Source organism: Halocynthiibacter namhaensis (genome assembly GCF_000812685.1).
In the GTDB taxonomy this organism is placed as follows: Bacteria; Pseudomonadota; Alphaproteobacteria; order Rhodobacterales; family Rhodobacteraceae; genus Halocynthiibacter; species Halocynthiibacter namhaensis.
Genome location: NZ_JWIF01000067.1, coordinates 1 through 20,279 on the forward strand (window position 1 = coordinate 1; position 20,279 = coordinate 20,279).

17 protein-coding genes are annotated in these 20,279 nt (G+C 52.2%); 10 read left to right on the plus strand and 7 right to left on the minus strand.

The features are described 5' to 3' along the window. Positions 1-482: IS3 family transposase (locus tag RJ38_RS18615; protein ID WP_039017066.1), on the plus strand; the 482-nt coding region annotated here is incomplete at its 5' end. On the opposite strand, the gene RJ38_RS14715 is transcribed toward RJ38_RS18615, so the two are convergent. Beyond that, entirely contained in the window at positions 400-1,287 is an 888-nt protein-coding gene (locus RJ38_RS14715; RefSeq protein WP_162183579.1) for an acyl-CoA dehydrogenase family protein, read from the minus strand. The two genes, RJ38_RS18615 and RJ38_RS14715, sit on opposite strands and share 83 nt — an antisense overlap. A gap of 163 nt (positions 1,288-1,450) precedes the next feature. On the opposite strand from RJ38_RS14715, the gene modA reads away from it, so the two are divergent. The 4 genes from modA to RJ38_RS18260 all read left to right on the plus strand — a co-directional run bounded on the left by modA (position 1,451) and on the right by RJ38_RS18260 (position 5,643). Next, positions 1,451-2,233: a molybdate ABC transporter substrate-binding protein gene (gene modA / locus RJ38_RS18255; protein WP_052245439.1), complete on the plus strand. Its 783-nt coding sequence runs from the start codon at positions 1,451-1,453 to the stop codon at positions 2,231-2,233. Then, entirely contained in the window at positions 2,230-2,907 is a 678-nt protein-coding gene (gene modB / locus RJ38_RS14725) for a molybdate ABC transporter permease subunit (RefSeq protein WP_052245440.1), read from the plus strand. The genes modA and modB overlap by 4 nt, the downstream gene beginning before the upstream one ends. Further along, on the plus strand, positions 2,904-3,899 hold the full coding sequence (locus RJ38_RS14730) for an ATP-binding cassette domain-containing protein (RefSeq protein ID WP_052245441.1): 996 nt from the start codon (positions 2,904-2,906) through the stop codon (positions 3,897-3,899). Before modB ends, RJ38_RS14730 begins: the two co-directional genes overlap by 4 nt. A gap of 631 nt (positions 3,900-4,530) precedes the next feature. After that, entirely contained in the window at positions 4,531-5,643 is a 1,113-nt protein-coding gene (locus tag RJ38_RS18260; protein WP_052245442.1) for a Hint domain-containing protein, read from the plus strand. Between the two features lie 73 nt (positions 5,644-5,716). Here the strand turns inward: RJ38_RS18260 and RJ38_RS14740 are convergent, their stop codons facing one another. Then, the gene (locus RJ38_RS14740) at positions 5,717-8,131 is read right to left on the minus strand and encodes a GcvT family protein (protein ID WP_039019650.1); all 2,415 of its coding nucleotides are present in this window, start codon (positions 8,129-8,131) and stop codon (positions 5,717-5,719) included. Positions 8,132-8,302: 171 nt separating this feature from the next. Here RJ38_RS14740 and RJ38_RS18265 point away from each other — a divergent pair, with 171 nt between their 5' ends. Then, positions 8,303-8,911 carry a YceI family protein gene (locus tag RJ38_RS18265; protein WP_082005775.1) on the plus strand — a complete coding sequence of 203 codons (609 nt, stop codon included), beginning with the start codon at positions 8,303-8,305 and terminating at the stop codon, positions 8,909-8,911. Positions 8,912-9,006: 95 nt separating this feature from the next. Next, on the plus strand, positions 9,007-11,421 hold the full coding sequence (locus RJ38_RS14755; protein WP_039019652.1) for a GcvT family protein: 2,415 nt from the start codon (positions 9,007-9,009) through the stop codon (positions 11,419-11,421). 76 nt (positions 11,422-11,497) lie between these two features. Here RJ38_RS14755 and RJ38_RS14760 read toward each other — a convergent pair whose 3' ends face one another. Together RJ38_RS14760 and RJ38_RS14770 are read right to left on the minus strand one after the other, a co-directional pair. Then, on the minus strand, positions 11,498-13,033 hold the full coding sequence (locus tag RJ38_RS14760; RefSeq protein ID WP_039019653.1) for a trimethylamine methyltransferase family protein: 1,536 nt from the start codon (positions 13,031-13,033) through the stop codon (positions 11,498-11,500). A gap of 328 nt (positions 13,034-13,361) precedes the next feature. Beyond that, positions 13,362-13,904: an autoinducer binding domain-containing protein gene (locus RJ38_RS14770; protein ID WP_052245444.1), complete on the minus strand. Its 543-nt coding sequence runs from the start codon at positions 13,902-13,904 to the stop codon at positions 13,362-13,364. 85 nt (positions 13,905-13,989) lie between these two features. Between RJ38_RS14770 and RJ38_RS14775 the strand changes: the two genes are divergently transcribed. Together RJ38_RS14775 and RJ38_RS14780 are read left to right on the plus strand one after the other, a co-directional pair. Beyond that, on the plus strand, positions 13,990-14,598 hold the full coding sequence (locus RJ38_RS14775) for a helix-turn-helix transcriptional regulator (RefSeq protein ID WP_052245445.1): 609 nt from the start codon (positions 13,990-13,992) through the stop codon (positions 14,596-14,598). A gap of 150 nt (positions 14,599-14,748) precedes the next feature. Next, positions 14,749-15,354, plus strand: coding sequence for an acyl-homoserine-lactone synthase (locus RJ38_RS14780; RefSeq protein ID WP_039019655.1), 606 nt, complete (start codon positions 14,749-14,751; stop codon positions 15,352-15,354). 46 nt (positions 15,355-15,400) lie between these two features. Here RJ38_RS14780 and RJ38_RS14785 read toward each other — a convergent pair whose 3' ends face one another. Continuing rightward, positions 15,401-16,117 carry a helix-turn-helix domain-containing protein gene (locus RJ38_RS14785; protein WP_039019656.1) on the minus strand — a complete coding sequence of 239 codons (717 nt, stop codon included), beginning with the start codon at positions 16,115-16,117 and terminating at the stop codon, positions 15,401-15,403. Between the two features lie 302 nt (positions 16,118-16,419). On the opposite strand from RJ38_RS14785, the gene RJ38_RS14790 reads away from it, so the two are divergent. Further along, entirely contained in the window at positions 16,420-16,968 is a 549-nt protein-coding gene (locus tag RJ38_RS14790; RefSeq protein ID WP_156121886.1) for a hypothetical protein, read from the plus strand. Positions 16,969-17,085: 117 nt separating this feature from the next. On the opposite strand, the gene ilvN is transcribed toward RJ38_RS14790, so the two are convergent. Further along, on the minus strand, positions 17,086-17,646 hold the full coding sequence (gene ilvN / locus RJ38_RS14795) for an acetolactate synthase small subunit (RefSeq protein WP_039019658.1): 561 nt from the start codon (positions 17,644-17,646) through the stop codon (positions 17,086-17,088). 13 nt (positions 17,647-17,659) lie between these two features. Then, positions 17,660-19,426, minus strand: a complete 1,767-nt coding sequence (locus RJ38_RS14800) for an acetolactate synthase 3 large subunit (protein WP_039019659.1) — start codon at positions 19,424-19,426, stop codon at positions 17,660-17,662. Positions 19,427-20,279 lie beyond the last annotated feature (853 nt).

Here is a 20,279-nt window from a genome sequence, read left to right on the forward strand (position 1 = left end):
CCAATCAGAAATGGGCTGGCGACATCAGCTACATTTGGACCAGCGAAGGTTGGCTGTATCTTGCCGTCATCCTTGACCTGTATTCTCGCCGCGTCATCGGATGGGCTATCAGTAACCGCATGAAGAAGGATCTGGCAATCCGGGCGTTAGATATGGCCGTTGCTTTGCGCCAACCACCGGAGGATTGCATTCACCATACGGATCGTGGTTCACAATATTGCTCAAATGAGTATCAGAAGCGCTTGTCCAAGCACGGCTTCAAGGTCTCGATGAGCGGCAAGGGAAATTGTTATGATAATTCTATGGTCGAGACGTTCTTCAAATCCATTAAGGCTGAGCTGATTTGGCGCAACCGTTGGGACACACGCCGTCAGGCTGAAGGCGCGATCTTCCAGTATATCAACGGGTTCTATAACCCGCGCCGTCGCCACTCATCGCTTGGCGGGAAAAGTCCCTTGGCTTTTGAGCGAAAGGCCGCATAAATGAGTTCAGAGACCGGAACGTAAGCGGGACAAGACCACGTTGCGCGCGTGCAAGAAAGCCAATTGATCCGGTTAGGCGTTCTTCTGCGAGACCACGCATCATATATGAAAAACCCTGACCAGCATCGCCCAATTGGTTGCTTTTGGGGATTTTAACATCGTCAAAGAACAGCTCTGCTGTGTCCTGGCTGGGTTGGCCAAGTTTTTCCAATTTATCACCACGGGTGAAGCCCGGCATCCCGCGTTCGACAATGAACAAGCCAATCGCGCGGGGGGTGTCGGGATCGCTGCGCGCAGCCACCACAATAACATCCGCGAGCAAACCGTTAGAAATAAAGGTTTTTGAGCCATTCAGAACCCAATGATCGCCGTGATCATCCGCACGGGTGCGGATCGCGCCAAGATCGGACCCTGTTGAGGGCTCGGTCATGGCAATCGCCAGAATACTATCACCAGATGTGATGCCTGGAACAAATCGGGCTTGTTGTTCGGCATTGGCAACATGAAGAAAATAGGGGGCAACCATCCGGTTGTGCAGGGATAAGAAAAAACCGGGGCTGCGCCAAGCCAGTTCTTCGGCTAGGATTTGGTCGTATCGGAAATCATCCAGTGCGAGGCCGCCATGGGCTTCGGGCATGTGCATCGCCAGATACCCTTGGTTTCCGGCGGATTTCCACAGATCACGGCTGACTTGGCCCGCGCGACGCCAATCGGCTTCAAAGGGGATGATCTCGGCTGTGGCCCATTTTACGACAGAGGCGCGAAAAATATCGTGATCTTGTGTGAAAATGCGGCGACGTATCATTGTGGTTTCTCCCTTTTGATGAACCGAAACAAAGCCTTCCGCCATAGACAAGTGTGACGTCGGGTAGGGCGCGGCGGAACCTCACGTCCCTGTACCAAGTCATGGGGAAATATACTGCGAACAGGCGCTTGCAATCAGTGGGGCAAGCCTGTTTTATGCGCCCATGCATGCGATAAACAAACGACTTTTCCCGGCTCTCACTTCGGCTTTGGTATTTCTTGGCTTTGCCACGGCAGGGATATCAGACACGCGCCCTTTGCGTGTGGCGGTGGCGTCGAATTTTTTGACAACCGCGCGCGACTTGGCGGATCTCTACACTTCTGAAACCACTGAGAAAGTGGTGCTGATCAATGGGTCGTCTGGCACGTTGTTTGCCCAGATTTCAAACGGCGCGCCTTATGATCTGTTCTTATCGGCTGATTTCGAACGTCCGCAGGTGCTCTTTGATGCTGGGCTGGGCCAAGATCCTGTGCCTTATGCCATGGGCGAGCTGGTTCTTCTGCAACGTGGCCAGGTGGGCAGCTTTTCTGATCACAGTTTGAAAGAAGCTCTTTCCGGGGCGCGCACCGCAATCGCGGATCCTGATCTTGCACCATATGGGATGGTTGCCTTGAACCTGTATGACGCTTTGGGTGTTGCCCCAGACGCGCGTGAATTGGTTTATGGTGCGAATGTGTCGGCTGCGGCGGGGTTGTTTGCATCTGGCAATGTGGATCAGGCGTTGATCTCGCGGTCTTTGACGCAAGAATTGCGTGGCCTGATCGCCGAGGGAGACGACTATACCGTTACAGCCTTGGATGGGCATGAGGTTCATGTGGAGCAGTACGCCACCATCGTGTCACAGGACCACAGGGCAGTGGATTTTCTGGATCTGATCTTGTCAGGCGCTTCCGCCGAGATCCTGGCTGCTCATGGATACCAGTCCCCTGGCGAGGCTACCCCGTGACCGAGCTTTTCACCGAAATTCGACCCGCTGTTGTTTTGACCTTACAATTGGCGGGGTTCTCAACCGTAATCTTGATGGCTTTGGCCACACCGTTGGCATGGTGGTTGACTGTCTCTAAGTGGCGTATGCGTCCCTTGATCGAAGCTTTGGTCACGCTGCCGTTGGTGCTGCCCCCGACGGTCATCGGGTTTTATTTGCTTGTTATGATGAACCCAAACGCGCCGCTTGGCGGGGCGTGGTTGCGCCTGACGGGCGAAACATTGGCGTTTTCGTTCTCGGGCCTGTTACTGGCGTCGGTGATCTACTCGCTGCCCTTTGCTGTGCAGCCCCTGCGCACAGCTTTCCAAAGCGTAGGGATCGGACCACGCGAGGCAGCCACAACCCTTGGCGCATCACCCTTGCAAGCATTCTTCTCAGTTGTGTTGCCCTTGTCGCGTCGTGGTTTTTTGTCAGCTGCCGTGCTGAGTTTTGCCCATACATTGGGTGAGTTTGGCATCGTATTGATGGTTGGCGGAAATATCCCCGGCCAAACCCGCGTGATTTCGATTGAAATATTTAACCGCGTGGAAACTTTGGATTACAGCGGGGCACATGTGTTGTCACTTGGGCTGTTGGTCCTGTCCTTCATCGCCTTGGCCTTCACCTATTTCCTAAGTCGTGAGCCGCAATCATGACGATGTTACACTTGAACATAAACGCGCCTCGCGAAAGTTTTGAGCTGCGTGTTCAACATGACATTCCACTGTCGGGCATCACCGCTTTGGTTGGGCGCAGTGCCAGCGGCAAATCAAGCTTGCTTCGGATGATAGCGGGGCTGGACCCATGCGAAGGTGACATCCGTTTCGGCAGTGAAGTTTGGCAGCAGGGGCGCAAGGTCATGACCCCAGCGCATCGGCGCCGCATTGGTTTTGTCTTTCAAGATATTCGCTTGTTTGACCATCTAAACGTCACAGACAATATTCAAATCTCTGGGCGCTGGCAGACACAGCCTGTGGATCCTCAGATATTGCCCGAGATCATTGATATCTTAGACTTGGGCCCCCTGATGGATCGCCCTGCCACACGGCTTTCTGGTGGGGAACGTCAACGCGTGGCGTTGGCCCGTGCTTTGGTTGCGGCCCCCCGGTTGTTGTTGCTTGATGAACCATTGTCTGGTTTGGATCCACAGCAAAAAGAGCGCCTGATCCCGCGCATCCAGCTTGCGTTGAAACGTGCGCAATGTCCTGCAGTTTTCGTCAGCCATGATCGCGCCGAGGTGGCACGTTTTGCGGATCGCAGCATCGAGATATCCCACGGGATCATTACAACAACACAGGATGCACCGCGCTCTTTGCGTGCCAAAATGACGGACCGCCCGAACACTGCTACGTTTGCGGGGCAAGAGATCTATGTTCCCAATGAATGGGCGGTTAAGGCCGGTGACGATGTGTTCTTTCGACTTCCGGCGCAGCAGCTGACTCTCACCACAACAGATCCAGGCCAAACGTCAGCTGCATTTTGCGCGCCTGTGAAACCTATCGAAAAGAACGGGGCTGATACCGCAAAGCTTGTGTTTGAGAATGGACAAGCAATTGAAAGTGACGTTGTAATAACTGGGCGAAATTTCTGCGCGAAAGGGAAACAGCTCTGGCTTGTTTCACCGAACGTCACATTTGTAACGGATTGATGCGATTCTAATCGTTAATTGTTTCCAAATTATTCAATTATGGGCCGGTGTGTAGAATTGCACCTAATCAGAGAACAAAGACGTCTTCAGCGCGTCGCTTTGTATCACTTTTATAAATAAACTTTAACGCAATAATTAACCTTTATACGATCGACATGCCCTGAGCTAGCTCATTCAAATTTCGCGGTGCCGTGCCTGAAATTGCATTCAAGCATTATCGAAGGCACGGCAATAATTTTCGTTTCGGAACAGATGGATGTTAGCGTATTAATATACATCTTATAGATGGTTTATCACCGAATATTCAAACACAATACATGGCGCAATTAACCAAACAACGACAGATCTAAAACTGTTGTGATGGGATTTTGTTAACGATTTATTGGGATTTTGTTAACGATTTATTCCTTTATTTTCTGTGAGTTTGGGCATTTGATAAATGGAGATCTTACTTGGTGTATACATCGGGTCATGGTTGCGGAGTATTTTTTTCCTATCGGACCTTTCGGTCACGGCAGTACCGCGAAACCCCTTGAGTTTTTATAGTGATGTGCGGCGCAGGAGCCCCCTGCGCGGATATTGAATTGATGGTCCTCCTATTTTTGGACCTCGATAGCTAAAGGTAGGCGTGATGTCTGATTTTACCCTCAATTTCAGCGCTACAGGTGCTGATGGGTCTACAAGTTTTTCGAATGGTACAGATACAATTGGCGTGACTGTTTCGACGCCAACCAATAACAGCAGGGATTTCTACCTAGACGGGAACACATTGCGCAGTTCGGGTGTGACTGAACCGGTTTTGGCATTGGTTACTTTTGATACAGCTGTGACTGGTGTGACATTTGAAATCTATGATGTCGACGCCGGTTCGGGGTGGGATGATAGGGTGACGGTGATTGCGCTCGACGCTGACGGAAATCAAGTGCCGATCACCTTCACCAATACCACAGTTCACCATATCGTTACGGGCAACACCGTGGAAGCTGACGGGAACGCCAGTCCCGGTGTTGAAGGATCTGGTGCGTCCGATACAGTACGAGTTACCATTCCTGGATCGGTTGTTTGCATCCAAGTTATACATGACAACGGAGGAGATTATCACCGCGGGGGCGTTGTGCATGTGGGCCCGATTGATTTTGATGCCGTCGCTGCCGCGCCTTGTTTTACCCCCGGTACGATGATTTTGACCCCAACGGGTGAACGTGCTGTTGAAGACCTTTGTGTTGGCGATCTTGTCGTGACACGCGACAATGGTGTTCAAAAGATCTGTTGGGTTGGCGGAAAACCTCTGGATTGGAAAACCCTTGGGAACAATCCACATCTACGTCCTGTTATGATCCGCGCTGGAAGCTTGGGGGCAGGGATGCCAGATCGTGATCTATTGCTAAGTCCCAACCATCGTTTGCTTGTGTCAAACGAGGTGACCTCGCTTTATTTTGACGAACATGAAATACTTGCTGCCGCCAAACATTTGGTTAACAGAAAAAGCGTTCATAAGCAGGACGTGATGAGCGTAACATACATCCATTTCATGTTTGAAAACCACGAGATCGTTCTGGCAAATGGGTGTTGGACTGAAAGTTTTCAGCCCGGAGATTATTCTTTGAAAGGTGTTGGAAACATGCAGCGGCGCGAAATATATGAAATTTTTCCGGAACTCAAATCACCGGAAGGCATACAGAATTACACATCAGCGCGCAAAGTGTTGAAACGGCATGAAGCCAGCTTGATTGTGCCAAGCTAAGTCAATGGCGGATGTCTTTTCTACAGCAATACGGGACACCAATTGGGTGCCCCGTATGCCGGCGTGAATTGGATCAACCGCGCATTCTTGCTCCATCCGTGTCAAACAGCGGTGTGATGATCTGACGCGCTTTACGCATGTGACCCAGGATCTCGATCTCGGCCTCATTACCGTCCCCGGCCAGCTCCGTGGGGATCAACGCCATGGCGATGGATTTCTGCGCATAATGGCTATAGCCACCAGAGGTGCAGAAGCCCTGAACTTCGCCATTGATCCAGACGGGTTCATAGGCGTGAACATCACAATCCTTGGCGTCGACCTCAAAGGCCACAAGCGTGCGGGCGGACCCTTCCGCTTTTTCCTTCTCAGCGACCGCACGACCAATAAAATCATCCGGTTTCTTGAAGCTGATAAAACGATCAAGGCCGGTTTCACCCGCCGTATAATCAGGTGAAAACTCGGACAGCCAAGAGCCAAAGAACTTGTCCAAACGCAAGGACATCATCGCGCGCATGCCAAAGGGTTTCATGCCGTGTTTCTGGCCTTCATCCCACAATGTGCTCCACAAAGCGCGCTGGTTCATGGCATCGGTATAGATCTCATATCCCAAATCGCCGGTGTAGCTTACGCGCTGAACAATACATGAAGACATGCCGATAGTGATTTGTTTTACATCAAGAAATTTGAACGCATCTGCCGATACATCTGAGCGTGTGACGGCTTCCAACACCTTGCGCGCATTTGGGCCCGCGATCTGGAAACCGGTGCGACGATCCGAGATGTTTTCAACAGTCACGCCATCTTGTTCGTGCTGTTCAAACCAACGTGTGTGGAAATCCTGTGCGCCATAAGATGCTGTCAGCTGGAAGTGATCTTCTGCAAGGCAAGACATGGTGAAATCACCGATCAACCGACCTGAATGTGCAAGCATAGGGGTCAGGGAGAGACGGCCAATTTTAGGCACACGCCCCGCCATGATTTTATTCAACCAAGCGCGGGCATTTGGACCTTTCACATCATACTTGCCAAAGTTCTGAACCTCATTGATTCCAACGGCTTCGCGCACAGCCTTCACCTCACGCGCGGTGGCGTCAAAGGCGTTGGAACGACGGAAAGATGGGGTCTCGTAGCGGGGTTCATCACCTTGGGCGAAATAGTTCGCAACCTCAAGCCCGTTTTGCTGACCAAACACCGCACCCATTTCTTTTTGGATATCATACATGGGGGTTGTGTTCATCGGACGCGCGGCAGGCAGTTCTTCGTTCGGGTAAACCACTGAGAACCGATTTTGATAGTTCTCAATTACTTTTGGCAGGGTATAGCCCGGGGTGATCCATTTGCCAAAACGTGCCACATCCATTGCAAAGACATCGCGTTCTGGTTCACCTTCGATCATCCATTGCGCAAGGGTCAGACCCACGCCGCCGCCTTGGCTGAAACCAGCCATTACACCACAGGCTGACCAGTAGTTTTTCTTCCCAGGAACAGGCCCAACAAGCGGGTTGCCATCCGGCGCAAAAGTGAACGGCCCGTGGATCACGGATTTAACGCCAACCTCGGCCAGTGCGGGGAAACGTTTATAGGCAAATTCGATGGAATCTTCAATCTTATCAAAGTCATCCGCCAATAGTTCATGGCCAAACTTCCACGGCGTACCATCAACGGCCCAAGGGCGGCAGGGTTGCTCATAGAAGCCAATGCACAGACCGCGACCTTCTTGCCGTAGATAGCTTTCACCAGCCGGATCCATCACATGGGGATGTTCTTTATCCGCCTCATAAATCATCGGAATGTCGTCGGTGACGATATATTGGTGCTCCATTGGATGCAGAGGCAGGTAAACACCAGCCATTTCGCCAACTTCACGCGCCCATAGGCCACCGGCATTAACGACATGTTCCGCAATCACAGTGCCTTTGTCGGTCACAACTTCCCATGTGCCATCCGGCAGTTGGTTGGTTTCCTTGACCATGCAATGTGTTTCGATTTCGGCGCCGCCCATCTTGGCTGCGCGCGCATAGGCATGGGTGGTGCCAGACGGGTCAAGATGGCCATCAAGCGGATCATACAGCCCACCAAGAATGCCATCAACATTGGTCGCAGGTGCGATTTTCGCGATCTCAGCAGGGGAGAGGATTTCAGTATCAAGCCCCATATGGCGATGCTTGGCGCGTTCAGCCTTCAACATATCCATACGTTCTTGTGTGTCCGCGATGGTTACACCGCCAACATGGTGCAAGCCACAAGACATGCCTGTGATTTCTTCTAACTCTTTGTAAAGGCGGATGGTATAGCCCTGCAAAGCGGCCATATTCGTGTCACCGTTGATGGTGTGGAAACCACCTGCCGCGTGCCAAGTCGACCCTGACGTCAACTCAGAGCGTTCAAGAAGCAGCACATCAGACCAACCAAGTTTCGTCAAATGATACAAAACCGAGCAGCCAACAACGCCACCACCGATGACCACAACGCGAGCATGTGATTTCATGCGAATTCCCTCCGATGTTTTAAACTTTCCGCCAGATTGGCGTGGATTTAGATCGGCGCATGTATCAAAGCGACAAAATGCGTCGTTTTTAATTGAACGAAATTCATCACATCTAGCGGGGCCAAGCTATGATGTGAGTTGCCATTCTCGCCAAACAGGTGATGATGGGGCATGTATATTTTTTCTGCGGCGATACGCCGGATAAGGTCAACCGGTTGGTGGTTTGGCAAGGTCGCTGTGTTCATGATCGTCGCATCTGTTGCTTTCATCCAACCCGCAGCCGCTGAGAACGCAGCCTATCGCATCACGAATTCAGGCCGAGCCCATTTTCAGTATCATCTTGCAGGTATTCTGACGCGGGGATTCATTCCAATAGAATCCGCCGGGCTGTTGTTGGATTTGGATGATCCTGAAAATGCGGTGATCCATGTGAATTTTGACGTTTCAAAGGCGCGTGCGGGGAATCTATTTGCCACCGCAGCCCTGAAAGAACCTAGGGTTCTCTCGACCAGTATTTATCCCTCCGCACATTTTGTCAGCAGCTCAGTTCTGCCCAATCAAGATGGTGTTCTGGTGCGCGGCCAGTTTACCTTGCGGGGGCAGACCCGTACTTTAGATCTGGATATTACCTTGGCTCATGATGGTCGCGACATGGACGAGCCTTCGGTTTTGCGGGTGCGTGGCCAATTTGACCGACGAGATTTCGGCGCGGACGGCTATCCAGATCTGGTGGACCCGATAATCCGTTTGGATTTTGACCTTGAAATAGAAAAGCAGTGAGAAACTGAAAGTTATACGACATTTAATGTCGCTAACTGGCGCGGAGTTGCCGCTTGACGCAGTCCAATCTATGGGCAGCAAAACGGAGAATACCCATGCGCACAGAAGCCCAGGTTGTCGTCATCGGAGGCGGGCTGATCGGTTGCTCGATCCTTTATCACCTCGCAAAACTTGGATGGAAAGATTGCATCCTACTGGAACGCGACGAGCTGACCTCTGGATCAACATGGCACGCCGCCGCAGGCATCCATGGCCTGCACGACAACAGTAATATCACGCGAATTCAGCATTATACCATGAACCTGTATAAGGAATTGGAACAAGAAACCGGGCAGGGCTGTGGCGTGTTTCAGCCGGGATCTTTGTACTTGGCCCAGACCGAGGCCCGTGAACATCAGTTGCGTTTGCAGGAAGCCAAAGCCAAATATTACGGCATGAATTTCCATGAAGTCTCCCGCGCTGAGGCTGAAAAATTGCACCCATTGGTGAATTATGACGGCATTCGTTGCATTATGTATGAACCCGATGGCGGCAATGTGGACCCATCCGGTGTGACCCAGGCCTATGCGGCTGGCGCACGTGCGATGGGTGCGCAAGTGGAACGGTTCTGCCCGGTGACCGCAACGGAACAACAGCCAGATGGTACATGGATTGTGCGCACGCCGAAAGGTGACATCAAAGCAGAATGGGTCGTGAATGCAGCCGGTCTTTGGGGGCGTGAAGTGGGCGCGATGGCGGGTTTGAAACTGCCACTGATCCCAACAGAGCACCAGTATTTTGTGACCGAAGCCATTGCAGAGGTCAAAGCGCATGGCAAACGTTTGCCATCTGTTGCGGATCGCGATGGCGAATATTACCTGCGCCAAGAAGGTGATGGTCTATTGGTTGGTGCCTATGAAAAGAACATGAAGTTCTGGGCCGAAGATGGCACGCCACAAGGTTTCGGCCATGAACTATTCGCAGATGATCTTGAACGGATCGAAGACAATATCATGCGTGCGATTGATCGTTTGTCGGTCGTCGGGGACGCGGGTATCAAACGTGTGATCAATGGTCCGATGATCTGGTCGCCGGATTCAAACGCACTGTTTGGCACCGTGCCTGAACTGTCTAACTACTTCTGTTGTAACGGTATTATTCCTGGTTTCTCGCAATCCGGTGGGCTTGGTCTGCTGGCGGCGCAATGGATCATTGAGGGCGAACCACAATATGACATGTTCGCTTGGGATCTGGCACGTTTTGGCGATTGGGCGGATGCGAAATTCACCAAAGCCAAGGTGCAGGATCAATATGCGAACCGTTTCTCAATTCACTTCCCAAATGAGGAACGTTCTGCGGGCCGTCCTGCACGCGTGCGTCCTGCTTATGAGATGCAAAAGGATATGGGCGCGGTCTTTGGCCTAAGCTGTGGTTGGGAACATCCGCTTTGGTTCGCTGATAAGCCGGGTGTGACCGACACCAATGGGTTTACCCGTCAGAACTGGTTCGAACCTGTCGCGAATGAAACCAAGATGTTGCGTGACCATGTTGGTGTCATTGATATTTCCAACTTTGCCAATTACCGCATCACGGGGCCTGGCGCGCATGCCTGGCTGGATGCGTTGCTGGCCAATACGATCCCAACGGAAATCGGGCGGTCTTGTCTTGCGCCGCTGATCTCTGTGCGCGGTGGTATTGCGGGTGACTTCACGGTGACCATGTTGGGCGAGGGCGATTATATGATGGTCGGTTCTGGTATGGCGGAACGCTATCATCAGCGTTTCTTCAACGCGGTTCCAATGCCTGAGGGAACAACATTTACGAACCTGACGGACACGACCGCTGGCTTTAACATTGCTGGGCCCAAGTCGCGCGATCTTCTGGCGCGTCTCACAAATGTTGACCTGTCGCATGAGGCTTTCCGTTTCATGCGTTCACAGCAGATCACCGTTGCCGGGGTAGATTGCCTTGCGATCCGCGTCAGTTTCACTGGTGATCTTGGTTGGGAGCTGCATTGCGCCGAGGCGGATCAGGTCAAACTCTATGATGCTTTGATCACTGAGGCGCGTGCGGTTGAAGGTGGCCCGGTTGGCGGGCGTGCGTTGGGGGCGTTGCGCATTGAAAAAGGCTATGGATCATGGGGCCGCGAATACAGCCCTGAATATTACCCACAGGAAGTGGGCCTTGAACGTTTGGTGAAGCCTGCGAAAGATTTCCTGAACAAAGCGGCCTGGGAGAAAATCAAAAACGACGCGCCGCGTGAACTGCTGGTGGGTTTTGAAATCGAAGTCGACAATGCGGATGCCAGCGGCGGGGAACCTGTGTTTATGCCCGATGGCACGCCTGCGGGTCGCGTGACCTCTGGTGCCTTTGGGGCATCCGTTGGTAAATCCCTGGCGCTTGGGTTTGTGAAGGCTGGCGTCGCAAAGCCTGGTGATACGGTGGATGTCTTTATCCTGGGTGCGCCGCATAAAGCGCGTATTCTTGAGCAACCTGCCTTTGATCCCGAAGGCAAACGCCTGCGCGGTTAACGAGACCTTAGCGATGTAAAAGGGCGGCAGGTTTATCCCGCCGCCCTTTTTTACGTTTTGAATATTCCGTGGGTCTTTAGCCCAAGTGGATTTTGAACTTAGACCGGATTTCTTGATCGAGAACCGGGTCAAGTGCCGCATTGGAAGGTTCTGCCAGGATCTCTTCTTTTTTCTTAGTTGCAGCCTTGATCAGGTCAGGTTTACCTACCTCGACCCATTCTTTCGGCGATAGACGTTCAGCGGTTTTTGGGTAAACATAATCGCTTTCCATCCGCGCAAGGGTCGCATCGGTGCCAAGATAATGACCAGGCCCACCTAGGCAAACTTCGCGCATCTGATCTAGGGCAAGCGTCATATCGTCGACCTCAATCCCGCGCACACAGCGCAGGGCGTGACCGATGATATCATCGCCCAAGATCAGGCTTTCGTGGCAAAACCCCAACAGGGATGCATGCATCCCAGCGGATTCGTAGACCATGTTCAGACCAGACAGACCACCCATGACGTTCGATGCCATCGCTTCCCATCCTGCCTGCATGTCAGGCAGTTTCGCATCGGTCATCCCCGCAGGGGCACCGCCGGGAAGGCCATAGAATTTATGCATCTGTGCGCAAGCTGCGGTCAGAAGTGCTTGTTCACCAGACCCACCAGTCATAGCGCCGGAACGCAGGTCAAGGCCGAAGGGCCATGTGCCAAAGATTGCGGGGTGGCCAGGCTTGACGGCGTTCACATAGACGATGCCTGCCAAACATTCCGCAACCGCTTGCACGACGGCGCCTGCCACAGTTGATGGTGTGGTCGCGCCTGCCATACCTGCGGATAAAAGCAATACAGGCATGCCGCCAGCAATGACCTTTTCCATCACTTCGCAGCTTTCAGTCGCGAACTTCATGGGGGGGACGACAAAACAGTTGGAATTGGACACAAATGGACGCGCGCGCCATTCATCTTCGCCACCGGCAATCATATGCAGCATTTCAAACGCACCATCGACGAAGTCGGGTTCGGTGAAAGAAGTCCCAATATGCTTGGTGGTGCCCGCGACACAGGCATAGATAGAATTCAGATCCATCTCATAGTTGTCGGGAATATCGCGGCAGACCATCGGGCGTTGCAGGAAGTGGATATTGTCCAATTGATCCGCGATTTTCGCGGCGTCATGCAGATCCTGCACAGTGGAATCGCGATATTCTTCGGTTTCAACATCCACCAAGCTGACCGCAGCACCGGCCGTGCCGTAATGCACGCGGTGGCCGTTTAATTGCATGTCATGCTTTGGGTCGCGCCCGTTCAAAGTGATGTCTTTACAGGCCTTTGACAGGGCGTCATCGACGACCGCACGGGGGATACGAATACGGTTATCGTCGCCAAGGATACAGCCAACACGTACCATGTGATCGACACCAGATTGCGGTGCATCTGCAAAACCAATGGTTTCAAGCGCCTCAATCGCGGCTTCGTGGATCATGCTGATCTGTTCGTCGGACAGAATTTTCAGGGTCGCGCTTTCCATCCCTGGACGGATGGAACGTTCTTCCATGGCAATTGGGGCTTCACGAAGGGCTTTGCGGGCGGCGCGGCCACCGGAACGGCGGGAGGTTTTAGCAGTCATGTTATGTCTCGATTTGGTTAGTAGAAAGGGAAGGGTACTTTACAGCACGCCTGGACCACCGCGCGCGGCACGGCCCCTTTCTGCACCAATCGTGATAATGATCAGAGAGATCTTCCAGTCAAGACAATGGACCAAGGCAGGCTCCGTTTGAAACAGTTTCTTCATGAAAATTGCATGCGATTTTTCATCACAGCCCGCGCGTTTACGACAATATGTCGCTTTCAGGAAATTTTTGTTTCTTTTGGGGAAATCTGGGACGTAGACAGAAGCGCCCGACCAAAGCTGCGACATAGCGAGATTGATCGGGGACAGTTCGGTGTTCTGGGGGTTATGTGATCGGGCGGCCCGCGTGGGTCAGGGTGATCGACAAGGTCTTAAGTGCGGCAATTTCTGCTGCGGGCAGCGCGTCGGTGTCGCGGGTAAGTTCATGCAGTTTCGTCATGATGGCGGTGATGGCACTTGTCTCGGCGTCGGAAAAGTTACGGTCGCTGCGGGCGTAACTGGCAACGGTCCGTGAATCACCTGCTTCCATCGCGTGGACAAACCCGAACTTCAATCCGTGCGCAGCGGCCTCTCGCAAAACGCCTGCGTCATCTTGATCGCTGAGATTGTCCCAAGTCTGCGTGCCGGTGTTTTCAAACCCCCAACGCACGGTGGGATCTGTCATCACCATTCCCTTACGGGTGTAGGTGTCAATCCAGTCACGCTTGTAGGTCTGAAAGAGAAACATTGGAGTCGTAAAACGAATATGCAGTGCGATCGCATATCCTGAAGGGCAAATTTCATCCAACGCACTGAGCAAAGGAGAAATAGTAAGTTCTGTCCGCATTTCGTAGATCTCAGTGTATTTTTGTTGCAAAAAGAGAAACATTCGTCTTATTTGCAATTATGACATGACCTTGTGGCGGAGGGAACCTCTCTAAAGGGTAATGGTTTAACCAAAATATATTTGTTTGATGATTGATAAAGCTGATCTCGATTTTTTGACGACCTTAGCGCCGTCTGGCTTCTATCTTGCGATGCGAGTAGGGTTCGCTTTTCCTGTTGCAGAGGCCAATACCCTGCCTGAGGGATGGGTGTCTCATTACACCAATCATGGCTTTATGATGTATGACCCGGTCCTGAAATGGGTCTATGGAAATACAGGTGCCACCCGTTGGGCTGACATCAAAATCCCTGATCCGAGAAACGTGTTGCGGGACGCCAAGCGCCATGGGCTTGACCATGGGGTCGCGATCAGTTGTCTGGATGATTGTGTCGATGGGCAGCGCAGTTACGGCAGTTTTGCGCGGCAAGATCGGGCTTTTAGCGATGAAGAAATACGTATTTTAAGCCAAGTTATCAGCGAATTGCATGCGAGCTATTCACCGCCGAAGAACTTAACCAAAGCCGAGCTTGAAGTCCTGATTATGATCAAAGATGGTTTGTTGATGAAGCAAATCGCTGATGATTTGGGGATATCTCTCGGGGCGGTGAAGCAACGTTTAAAGAACGCAAAATACAAGCTGCATGCCAAAACCAGCAGCCATGCTGCAGCTTTGGCCATTCAGTTCGGTTTGATCTGATCTGTCTACACTCATTCTGAAACTTTGGAACGCCCTGAAGGCACCAGCTGGGGGGACTATGATACCCAGATGTTCCCGCTTTGGTTGAATATCTATAGAATTGCATTTCTTAAAGGCGTTAACTGTATTGGCAAAATAGGAGTTAGCATAATGCAAAACATTACTTTTAACCTCACCTGCCTTCACAACCATAACGATGCATTCTGGGGATACCTTAAGCTCCGTAAGCATTTCTTCGTTGATCAACTGGGGTGGGATATTCCGCATGACGATCAGTTCGAGATGGACCAATATGACACGCCGGTCGCTTGGTATTCTCTTGTGTTGGATCGGGGGCAGGTTGTTGGCGGCGCGCGTGTTATGCCGACCACGGCGCGTTGGGGGCAACACAGTTATATGTTAAAAGATGCGGTCGATGGAAAGTTGCTCGATATTCCGTCAGAAGTGTTGGACAGCGCCGTCGAAAGTCAGGGCTTGTGGGAATGTACGCGTCTTGTGGTTAGCGATGGTTTGACCACCCATGCGCAGCGGTCAGAATGCCTGTCCTTGATTGTGTCAGGTCTTGCTGAGACAGCTGCGTCGCAGGGCGGGACGGAACTCATGTCCCTGTCGCCCTTGGCGTTGATGCGTGCGCTGCGCCAATTGGGCTATGACGCTGGCCGCATCGGAGAACCTTATCTTAATCCCGGGGATGGGCGCAAATATGCGGTCTTGTCGATGCCAGTCAAGCGCCGGACTGCGTTGAAAGCGGCTTAGAGTGTTGCAGGGGTGAGCAGGGCGCGTTGAAAACGCCCTGCGTCGTTCACGAATATGCAGGTGACGCGAGAAGAAGTTCGCGAATGGCTGGCGGAATTGTTTCGAGGGGGCGCAAACCCGAGTCACGCGCCGCCGCGAGCACATGTTGTGCATCTGGCGGAAGCTGCTGCATGGCGACCGGCACATAGGGCTGGGTGTTCGGGGTGTCACCTGTGGATAGATAACTGGCCCCAACATACAGCCGCGACATATAGCCATATTCCATAAAACTCAGGGAAATGCGGCGCCCCTGAGGGTCAAAGGCCAACATCGAAAACCCATCGTCTTGCGGGAAGATGATCCCACCCGCGCGTCGTTTCTGGGGGTCCGAAGGCATGAAATACGTGCCGCTGGCCTTGGGCATATACCCTGAAAATGTCTGAATCCCGTCGACGGTCTTAACCAGTGTTAAGATGGATTGGCCCTTTTGCGGACGCCCATAGGTGAGCTTCCAAAAAATATAGAACCCGTCGTGCAGTCGCCCGGAAGCTTCGTAGTTATACCCAGACCCGTATTTTTCCAATTCCTGCTTTAGCCCGGTTGTTGGGCCCTTCAGAGATTCGACTGGTTCAAGCAAGATGCGCGCATCCACGTTGAAGTGATCACAGAAGCGTTGCAGGATATCTGGACGCGGGAAAGATTCACCGGATAAGAAACGGTTGAGTTGAGTTCGGTTGACATCAAGAACGCGAGATAATTCCGCGACGTTCCCGTGTTCTCCCATGAGGAGCTTCAGGTTTCGCGCAAATATCCCACGGGTGTCGTGAGGGGATGACGTATTAATCATTACGTTACTCGGCTACAGCTGCCATTGTGCGTGTTTAACCCTAGGCAACCACAGTCACAAGTGACTCTCGCAATGGTTGATTTGGGCGATGGAGGGTTCCACTAGTAGAACCTTTAACCACAATGTGACGCAAAACAAGCCTTAGCGTCACAAAATCAAACAATCGTGTCACATGAAACGATCTCGCATGACCGGAATTTGTTCGGCATAGTTGAAGGACGTTGCAAGGAGTAGTGTTTATGTTGGGACTGGTATTATGGGTACGGAAAGGTTGCGGAATGATCTGGTGCGAAGATCAGGATGACCTCGTGTATTTTTCGATCGAGGGTTTGGACGACTTTCCGGTTGATCCTTTGAAGATGGGCGACTTCGTGCGGTTTGAATGCCGTTATTCATACGGCCGGCGTGTTGCTAGCACGATTGAATTGCTTGCCCAGAATTCGTTTGGTGAATCTCTATCAAGTATTCTTATGGCGCAGGCGAAACATGCGACCACACAAGGCGATACTGCACAAGAGCCACCAATCGACGTTGATACGAATGCAGTAATAACCGAATTCCCGCGTGCTCCATTCCTCGCAGATGAGCCGCAGGAACCGTCCAAGGAAGGTGGCGCTCAGTGCGTGGACGCTGCTTTCCTTGGACGAACAGTCAAGGCTTGGGCTAAAGGTGGAAATCCCGTTCAGGTGGGTCGTTGTTGGATAGATTCGCGCGAAAGATGCGCTGCGAATGAAAACTCGGACAGGGCAACGATCCCCATGAATTCCTTTCGTATACGCCCAGCTTAGAAGCGGGTAGAACACACACTCACCATGCGGAACATCCGCTGCGAAAGGAAAGGCGGCCAGGGGAAATCTGGCCGCCTTAAACTATAGTCGAAAACATATGTGAGTTGACTGAGCGGATTACTTTCCGCGTGACAGGGCCGCGACACCTGTGCGTGCGATCCGACCAAGGCCAAGCGGGCGCAGAAGATCTGCGAAGGCATCGACCTTATCTGGCGTGCCGGTGATCTCAAACACAAAGCTTTCCAGTGTTGAATCAACGACCTGTGCGCGAAAGATATCTGCCAAACGCAGGGCTTCGACGCGGGCGTCACCTGTGCCATGCACACGCAGAAGGGCCAATTCACGTTCTACAGATGCACCTTCAACCGTTAGATCATGCACCTCATGCACAGGCACGATGCGCCCAAGTTGGGCTTTGATCTGTTCAATGATCGCGGGCGTCCCAGTGGTCACAATCGTGATCCGCGACAGGCTGCCTTCTTTGTCGATCTCGGCCACTGTGAGGCTGTCGATGTTATACCCACGACCTGCGAACAGACCAATGACACGGGCCAAAACACCCGCTTCGTTGTCAACCACGCAAGCCAGCGTGTGGGTTTCGATGATATCCGAATTCGGATCTTTTAGGTCATAGGCGGATTTTTTGGATGCGCCTTTATTTAGTTGTAGTGCAGACATTTGTCAGCCTTTCTTAAACCAAAACCGCGCCGGAAGACCCAATGGCATCTTCGACATTTGCGTCGCCCATAAGCATCTCATTGTGCGGGGCACCTGATGGGATCATCGGGAAGCAGTTCTCGTGTTTCTCAACCAAGCAATCCATAATCACCGGACCATCATAGTTGATCATTTCCATGATCGCATCGTCCAGATCTTTCGGGTCTGACACACGAATGCCTTTCGCGCCAAAGGCTTCTGCCAACAATACGAAATCAGGCAGGCTTTCGGACCAAGACTGTGAATAACGCTCACCATGCAGCAATTGTTGCCACTGGCGCACCATGCCCAGACGTTCATTGTTCAGGATGAACTGTTTCACCGGCAGACGATATTGCATCGCGGTGCCCATTTCTTGCATGTTCATCAACCAGGACGCTTCACCCGCCACGTTCACAACAAGGCTTTCGGGGTGGGCGGCTTGGATACCAACAGAGGCCGGCATGCCATAACCCATCGTGCCCAAACCACCAGAGGTCATCCAACGGTTAGGACCTTCAAAGTTCAGATATTGCGCAGCCCACATTTGGTGCTGACCAACTTCGGTACAGACGTAACGATCATGGCCCTTCGTCAGGGCCTCAAGGCGTTCCAGCGCATATTGCGGTTTGATGATGGTTTCAGACTGGGTGTAGGACAGGCATTTCTTGGCCTTCCAGCTAGCGATCTGTTCGTTCCACTGGGCAAGGGGGCCTGCGTTGGTCTTGCGACCGCGGGCTTTCCAGATTTTCAGCAGTGTTTCCATTGCATGGCCGACATCGCCTAGAATTGGCAGGTCAACATGCACAACTTTGTTGATGGAAGACGGGTCAATGTCGATTTGAACCTTGGTAGAACCCGGGCTGAACGCATCCAAACGGCCGGTGATACGGTCGTCAAAACGCGCACCAATGGTGATCATCAGGTCGCAATCATGCATCGCCATATTGGCTTCATAAAGACCGTGCATGCCCAGCATGCCGATCCAATTTTTGCCCGATGCGGGGTAGGATCCCAGACCCATCAAGGTTGAGGTGATCGGGAAGCCTGTTGCATCAACAAGTTCGGTCAGCAATTGGCTGGCGGCAGGGCCGGAATTGATGACGCCACCACCGGTGTAAAACACGGGACGTTCGGCCTTTTCCATCAGCTCAGCAAGCTGTGTTAGGGCGTCTACATCTGCTTTAACTTGTGGGGCGTAATGCGCTGTTTTTGCTTTAGGTTTTGAAACATACGTGCCGGATGCAAACTGCACATCCTTTGGGATATCAATCAGGGTCGGGCCAGGGCGGCCAGAGGTCGCAACATGGAAGGCCTGGTGGATGGTTTCCGCCAGTTTATCCGTGTCTTTAACCAGCCAATTGTGCTTGGTACAGGGGCGGGTGATGCCCACTGTGTCGGCCTCTTGGAAGCCGTCAGTGCCGATCATAAATGTAGGGACTTGGCCAGACAACACGACAAGCGGGATGGAGTCGAGAAGCGCGTCTGTTAGGCCAGTCACAGCATTGGTGGCACCCGGGCCGGAGGTCACAAGAACAACACCAGGTTTGCCGGTGGACCGGGCATAACCTTCGGCAGCGTGCACCGCTGCTTGTTCATGGCGCACAAGGATGTGACGGACATCATTTTGCTGAAAAATTGCATCGTAAATCGGTAAAACAGCCCCACCAGGATAGCCGAAAATCGTGTCGACACCCTGTTCTTTCAGAGCTTCTACGATCATCTGTGCACCGGTCATTGTGCTGGAATTTGAACCACTCATCGTCTTCTCCATTCTCGCAGACCATCCCGGTCTGCCCGCTTTTGCGTAATAAAAAACCCCGGGCTGTTTAGGTCCGGGGCGCATGATTTTAAATCTGGTTTCCGTTACCGGACCATGCGCCAACTTCCCACAATGACCACAAGAGCGTTCATCAGAATTCTTCCCAAAAGGTTTCATTACGTGGGGGGACTTTATTGTGCAGCGAAAGGGGGGTCAACAGGCAAAATGTGCAATAATCTGTCTTCTGGCAAAAAAAATCTTTTGGAAAGTTGCGAATTTCGACGGTCTAGGCAAATTTTTGCAAAATCAGGTCAGCTTTTGTGCCAGATTCTGACTGTGCTCTGCTTTGTTCTGCCAGCTGGTCGCATTTGCGAAGGCACCGTAGGCGTATTCTCCATCTGAAGACGGCAGTATATTGGCCGAAGTTGTTGATCAAGGAACGGGGCGTCCGTATGGCGTTCGTCCCGGTCAACCACATTCGGTGGCTGGCCTGGTCCTATCTTGATGTCGCTTTACAATGTATAGCCGCCGTCGATCCTTGTGCCGGAGGCTAATGACTTCTCGGAACCTATCAGGCCAAGAGATTCGCAGAAGAGCGATTTATGTTATGATTTCGAATGAAAACGGCTTAGTTGGGTGTCGAATTTGGGCTGTACCTGCGCTTTTGTGTGAATTTACGACGGCTTTACGCAATTTTATAGTGTCGTCTGTTTGGTTATATTTTCTTACCAAAACACAATAAATTCGTTGTGGATGCAAAGGAACGCGGCGTTTCGCCTAAAATTGAGGCTTTTCCGAAACCCGAACACGTCGTAGGGTCACGGCACCTTAATGACCCGGCCACTTGATGGCG

Excerpts from the sequence above, each read along its gene's own strand:
- RJ38_RS14760 (WP_039019653.1), bottom strand. The coding sequence starts at position 13,033 with ATGACTGCTAAAACCTCCCGCCGTTCCGGTGGCCGCGCCGCCCGCAAA.
- RJ38_RS14790 (WP_156121886.1), top strand. The coding sequence starts at position 16,420 with ATGTTGGGACTGGTATTATGGGTACGGAAAGGTTGCGGAATGATCTGG.
- RJ38_RS14770 (WP_052245444.1), bottom strand. The coding sequence starts at position 13,904 with ATGTTTCTCTTTTTGCAACAAAAATACACTGAGATCTACGAAATGCGG.
- RJ38_RS14715 (WP_162183579.1), bottom strand. The coding sequence starts at position 1,287 with ATGATACGTCGCCGCATTTTCACACAAGATCACGATATTTTTCGCGCC.
- RJ38_RS14740 (WP_039019650.1), bottom strand. The coding sequence starts at position 8,131 with ATGAAATCACATGCTCGCGTTGTGGTCATCGGTGGTGGCGTTGTTGGC.
- modA (WP_052245439.1), top strand. The coding sequence starts at position 1,451 with ATGCATGCGATAAACAAACGACTTTTCCCGGCTCTCACTTCGGCTTTG.
- RJ38_RS14775 (WP_052245445.1), top strand. The coding sequence starts at position 13,990 with ATGATTGATAAAGCTGATCTCGATTTTTTGACGACCTTAGCGCCGTCT.
- RJ38_RS14780 (WP_039019655.1), top strand. The coding sequence starts at position 14,749 with ATGCAAAACATTACTTTTAACCTCACCTGCCTTCACAACCATAACGAT.
- RJ38_RS18265 (WP_082005775.1), top strand. The coding sequence starts at position 8,303 with ATGTATATTTTTTCTGCGGCGATACGCCGGATAAGGTCAACCGGTTGG.
- RJ38_RS14730 (WP_052245441.1), top strand. The coding sequence starts at position 2,904 with ATGACGATGTTACACTTGAACATAAACGCGCCTCGCGAAAGTTTTGAG.
- RJ38_RS14755 (WP_039019652.1), top strand. The coding sequence starts at position 9,007 with ATGCGCACAGAAGCCCAGGTTGTCGTCATCGGAGGCGGGCTGATCGGT.
- RJ38_RS14785 (WP_039019656.1), bottom strand. The coding sequence starts at position 16,117 with ATGGGAGAACACGGGAACGTCGCGGAATTATCTCGCGTTCTTGATGTC.
- RJ38_RS14800 (WP_039019659.1), bottom strand. The coding sequence starts at position 19,426 with ATGAGTGGTTCAAATTCCAGCACAATGACCGGTGCACAGATGATCGTA.
- RJ38_RS18260 (WP_052245442.1), top strand. The coding sequence starts at position 4,531 with ATGTCTGATTTTACCCTCAATTTCAGCGCTACAGGTGCTGATGGGTCT.
- ilvN (WP_039019658.1), bottom strand. The coding sequence starts at position 17,646 with ATGTCTGCACTACAACTAAATAAAGGCGCATCCAAAAAATCCGCCTAT.